Raw genomic sequence first — 3714 nt, forward strand, 5'->3', positions numbered from 1 at the left:
CCGTTGATGCCCTCATGTGCAAGCAGCAGCGTGCCCTTGATGCCGCGCCCGCAGCAGAAGGCTGCGAGCGGCGCGCGCAGCGCCTCGAAGCCGTCGAGCCGGGCAAATTTGTACAGCGCGGCGACGCGCACAGAATTGGTTCGGGTGGAAATTGTCATCGCCATGCCACTAAACCGTGGTGAAAGCCGATTCAAGGCGGAGCGGACCAGCCGCCTTCCGGGAAAGCGGCTGACACTCGTCGCCGGTGCGTGACATCGCGACACGCCTCGTTTCGTGGACTCGGGATACCCCTTCTGCTAATCGGTTGAAATCGATCGATACCGGAGAGAGCAAGCGAATGCCCAGCAAGACCGAGAAGCTCCTGTCGCTCCTCAATGGCCAGCCGGTCATCCCGGTGCTCAAGATCGCCAATGTCGCCGACGCGGTACCGCTTGCCCGCGCGCTCGCCCGCGGCGGCCTGCCGGCGATCGAGATCACGCTCAGGACCGCCGATGCGCTGGAAGCGATCCGGCGCGTCGCCGGCGAGGTCGAGGACGCCATCGTCGGCGCCGGCACCATCCTCGACGCCGGGCAGTTCGATGAAGCAGCCCGCGCCGGCTCGAGATTCATCGTCAGCCCCGGCATCACCAGCCAGCTCCTGGCCGCGGCCAGTGACAGCGATGTGCCGCTGCTGCCCGGCGCCATCACGCCCGGCGAGATCATGGCCGCCCGCGAGGCCGGCTTGCGCTTCCTGAAATTCTTCCCTGCCGAGCAGTCCGGCGGCATTGCCTCGCTGAAGGCCTTCGCCTCACCGCTCGCTGACGTGAAGTTCTGCCCGACCGGCGGCATCAGTGCCAGGAACGCCGCCGACTATCTTGCTCTGCCCAACGTCATCTGCGTCGGCGGATCCTGGGTGGCGCCCGACGACATGGTCAAGGCCGGCAAGTGGGACGAGATCGAAGCCCTGGCGCGCGCGGCGAGCCAGCTCACGAAGTAGCGTCCTGGACACGAAAAGCCCGGCCGGCTCGAGCCGACCGGACCAGTTGCTGGAATGCAATCAGCTGCAGAGCTTCTCGACGACCTTCTTGTGGTGAACCCAATGCTTGACGTGATCCGCAGGCCCGAGCCCATTGCTGACAGGTCGGCAAGCGCTGGTTCCCGCTCATGGATTCGAACCACGATTCACGCCTTCAAAGGGCGCTGTCCTACCATTAGACGAAGCGGGAGAGCAGGCGCTTGTCGTTAGCATCCCGGCACGGTCGAAGCCAGAGCCGAGCGGACGGTTCCGCGGGCGTTGCCCGCCAAAAAGCAAAAAGCCGCGCGGGTCGCCCGGCGCGGCTTTTGCGATTGTCTGGCCTGTCGCCTACTTGGTCTGGAAACGGGCGACCGAGAGGAACTTCACGGCGTTGCCGGTGAACCGGTTGGCATCCGCCAACTGGTTGTCGGCCTGGAAGCCTGCCGTATAGACCTCGCTCGGCGGCGTATGCACGATGTTGTAGGCATAGCGCGGCGCCGTCGTCGCGCTGGAGACCGTGGCGACGTATTCGCCGCTGTTCAGTGCCCAGCGCGCGGCCTGCGGCGCGGCGGCAACCACCATTGCCTTCGGCCCGGGCTTGAGGTCGCGGGCGCTGGCCCTGGCTTCCTTGCGCGTCGTCTTCACGCCGGCACCGATTGCCAGCGCCGGATCGGAACCGGCCGGGCGGCTGGCGATGGCGTCGCGCGGGGAGGCCGCATCGACGCCGGACGGATCGTTGAATGCCGAGCGCGGCTCGAGCGAGGCGACCTGATAGTCGCCACTGGCGACACTGGCCTCGGTCGTGGCGTTGGCCTCGTCGAGAACGGCCTTGACTTCATCCGGCTTGACTTCATCCGGCTTGACTTCGTCCGCCTTGGCCTCATCCGGACGCGCGCTGGGCAGGACCGAGAACGCATCGGTCGCGGTCTTGTTGTGCTGGGCGGTGTCGGCCAGCGCCAGCAGCACGCTCTTGTCCTGCGCCGCGAGATCGGCCGGAAGCGAACGGTCGGGTCGCCAGGTCGGCAGCGGAACGTTGTTGTTGACCGCCGCCTGCGCTGGATCGGCATCGGCGCCGGCCGGATTGGCCATGCCGAAGGGCACGTTGACCGGCGCATGCGCCGTCGCCACCGACTGCTCGGTGGTCGCCGAGGCGTCGGCCACGCCGAATGGCACGTTCTCAGGCGTCTGCTGGCCGACATCGGTCTTCGGTCGCGGCGCGAAGTCCGGCAGCGGGACCTCCTTTGGCGGCAGCGCCGCGATGATCGTCTCCGGCGTGTCCTGCTCAGGTTCCGAATCGGCCGAATTGTCGTCGGCGATCTGTGGAATGTTGGCGCGCTGCGCGTCCTGGGGTGACACGATCGCGATGCCAGGCGGGTTGCTGCGCTTGGCGGCCGCCGCCGGCTTCACGCTCTTCGGCTTGGGCGCAGGCGCGGCAGTCGCGACATCGGCGCTGTCGTCGGCCTCGTCATCGCCGCCGCCAAACCAGGCAGCAAGCAGCCCGCCGGACCGCTTGGTCGAACCGCCGGCGCTGGCCAGTTCAATGTTGGGGGTACCGGCGCCCTTGCGGGCTTTGTAGGCGGCCAAAGCCTGTTCATAGCCCGGCAGCGGCCTGCCGTCGCTCGGAACGTGCAGGGTCTTGCCGTTCGGGAACACCCCGACCAGTTCCTGGCGGCTGATGCCAGGCCAGTGGCGCACATTGCCGACATCCATATGCACGAACGGTGAGCCCGACGAGGGATAGTAGCCGACGCCGCCGCCCTGCATCTTGAGACCGATGTTGCGCAGCTTCTTCAGCGGCACGCCGGGGATATAGAAGTCCATCGCCTTGCCGAGCATATGCTGGCTCTTCTCGGCGACACCCCGGCTGCGGCTGCGCAGCATCGAGTTTGTCGCCGGCGAGCGGTAGCCGCAGACGACCTGGATGTAGTCGGTGGCGCCGCTCTGCCGGTAGGCCTCCCAGACGAGGTCGAGCAGCCGCGGATCCATCTTGGTCGGTTCGTTGCGGCGCCAGTCGCGCAGGATGATGTTGATCTTGCGCAGGCCCTCGGGATCGTAGCGCCCATTGCGCTTGTAGACGATCTCGGCCTTTTCGTGCGTGTGGAGATGATAGAGCTTCAGCGAACGAACTTCGGCGCTGGCGCCGGTCGCGGCAAGGAAACCAAGCGCAAAAACCACCGCTGCCAGCCATCTCGGCCAGACGCTCATGTGATAATGCCGCCCGTCTGTATGTCGTTCGACTTGGTTCAAATCAAATGGCCTTGCAGGCTGCCGTTTGTCCCCGGATTTGCCCAAACGGATGTGTTGTTCTCACATCCGAATATCGATCCTAATGGTTAATCATCGCTTATTGAAGCCGAAATGCGGTAACACCGTGGCGATATCCCGTCAAAAATATTGCACTGCGTTTCTTGGTAAATTGCTGGTTTAGATCATTTTTCCGCCTTTGGCCGAAACACGATCTGTTACCGCGGGCCTTAATTGCGTGATCGCAGCCATAATCGAGTCGTTGCGGCGCCGCCGGCGCCGCGATCAATGCCGAGCGGGCCCGCACCAGGGGACGGAACTGGTCCGGAGCTTGCGAAAAGGGCTCGGCGGGTCAGGAAGCAAGGCGCTCGATGCGGCCGCTTTCCGGGTCGATGCCGTATTCCTTGAGCTTCCTGTAGAGGGTCGAACGGCCGATGCCGAGACGGCGCGCGACCTCGCTCATCTGGCCATTGTAA

General features: G+C 65.3%; 3 protein-coding genes, 1 tRNA gene and 1 pseudogene. 1 reads left to right on the forward strand and 4 read right to left on the reverse strand.

The annotated features are described in order from the left end of the window. Nucleotides 1-158 (reverse strand): annotated as a pseudogene (locus EN742_RS38285) (hypothetical protein); the annotation flags it as partial. A gap of 179 nt (nt 159-337) precedes the next feature. Between EN742_RS38285 and EN742_RS27790 the strand changes: the two are divergent. Beyond that, a complete protein-coding gene (locus EN742_RS27790) occupies nt 338-976 on the forward strand; it encodes a 2-dehydro-3-deoxy-phosphogluconate aldolase (protein WP_126058437.1) in 639 nt (212 codons plus the stop codon). Nucleotides 977-1131: 155 nt separating this feature from the next. On the opposite strand, the gene EN742_RS27795 is transcribed toward EN742_RS27790, so the two are convergent. From EN742_RS27795 to EN742_RS27805, 3 genes are all read right to left on the reverse strand, one after another. Beyond that, nucleotides 1132-1205, reverse strand: a tRNA-Gln gene (locus EN742_RS27795). 137 nt (nt 1206-1342) lie between these two features. Beyond that, a complete protein-coding gene (locus EN742_RS27800) occupies nt 1343-3199 on the reverse strand; it encodes a DUF882 domain-containing protein (protein WP_126058436.1) in 1857 nt (618 codons plus the stop codon). A gap of 391 nt (nt 3200-3590) precedes the next feature. Further along, a partial coding sequence (locus tag EN742_RS27805) for a helix-turn-helix domain-containing protein (protein ID WP_148670304.1) occupies nt 3591-3714 on the reverse strand: 124 nt, incomplete at its 5' end.

Origin of the sequence: Mesorhizobium sp. M4A.F.Ca.ET.020.02.1.1 (genome assembly GCF_004022645.1) — a bacterium.
Classification (GTDB): domain Bacteria; phylum Pseudomonadota; class Alphaproteobacteria; order Rhizobiales; family Rhizobiaceae; genus Mesorhizobium.